Here is a 1252-nt window from a genome sequence, read left to right as displayed (position 1 = left end):
CCAACTGGGGATTTGCATACACCACATACCCCGTGGGAGCGGGCTTGCTCGCGAAGAGGCCCTGATGAACAACACAAGGAGCAGCCAATGCGCTCATCCAAAATCATCCACATCGTCAGCTGCCACGCCGAAGGCGAAGTCGGCGATGTGATCGTCGGCGGCGTCGCCCCACCGCCCGGCGCCACGGTGTGGGAACAATCGCGCTGGATCGCCCGCGACCAGACCCTGCGCAACTTCGTCCTCAACGAACCCCGTGGCGGGGTTTTCCGTCATGTCAACCTGCTGGTACCGGCCAAGGATCCGCGGGCGCAGATGGCCTGGATCATCATGGAGCCGGCCGACACGCCACCCATGTCCGGTTCCAACTCGCTGTGCGTGGCGACGGTGCTGCTGGACAGCGGCATCCTGCCGATGACCGAACCCCAGACCCGCCTGGTGCTGGAAGCGCCGGGCGGACTGATCGAAGCCGTGGCCGACTGCCGCGACGGCAAGGTGCAACGGGTGGAGATCAAGAACGTGCCGTCCTTCGCCGACCGCCTCGACGCCTGGATCGAAGTCGAAGGCCTGGGCTCGTTGCAAGTGGACACGGCCTACGGCGGCGACAGTTTTGTCATCGCCGACGCCCAGCGCCTGGGCTTTGCCATCTGCCCCGACGAAGCCGCCGACCTGGTGGCCGTCGGGTTGAAAATCACCCGGGCAGCCAATGAACAGCTGGGCTTCGTCCATCCGCTGAACCCTGACTGGTCGCACATCTCGTTCTGCCAGATCGCTGCGCCCATCGTTCAGGAGAACGGCATCGCCACCGGTGCCAACGCGGTGGTGATCCAGCCCGGCAAGATCGACCGCTCCCCCACCGGCACCGGATGCTCGGCGCGCATGGCCGTGCTGCAGGCCAAAGCGCGGATGCAGGTGGGCGATCACTTCATCGGGCGCTCGATCATCGGGTCCGAATTTCATTGCCGCATCGACTCGCTGACCGACGTGGCCGGACGCCCGGCGATTTATCCGTGCATTGCAGGCCGAGCGTGGATCACCGGCACCCATCAACTGCTGCTGGACCCTGGCGATCCCTGGCCCCAAGGCTACCGGCTCTCGGATACCTGGCCAGGCGCATGATCTTGAAATTTCAACATCCCCCTGTGGCGAGGGAGCTTGCTCCCGCTGGGTCGCGCAGCGGCCCCCAATTGGGTATGTCAGGTGAATCCATGGGGCTGCTGCGCAGCCCCATGGATTCACCTGACATACCCAATTG

The 1252-nt window shown here is 64.7% G+C and carries 1 protein-coding gene; it reads left to right on the top strand.

Going from position 1 to position 1252, the window contains the following annotated elements:
• Positions 1–87 precede the first annotated feature (87 nt).
• Positions 88–1116 (top strand): proline racemase family protein, encoded by a 1029-nt coding sequence (locus RGM2987_RS00135; RefSeq protein WP_245138097.1) that lies wholly within the window; start codon positions 88–90, stop codon positions 1114–1116.
• Positions 1117–1252: the final 136 nt, after the last annotated feature.

Origin of the sequence: Pseudomonas sp. RGM2987 (assembly GCF_022952855.1) — a bacterium.
Classification (GTDB): Bacteria; Pseudomonadota; Gammaproteobacteria; order Pseudomonadales; family Pseudomonadaceae; genus Aquipseudomonas.
This window is presented reverse-complemented; position numbering and strand designations above follow the sequence as displayed.

Excerpts from the sequence above, each read along its gene's own strand:
- RGM2987_RS00135 (WP_245138097.1), top strand. The coding sequence starts at position 88 with ATGCGCTCATCCAAAATCATCCACATCGTCAGCTGCCACGCCGAAGGC.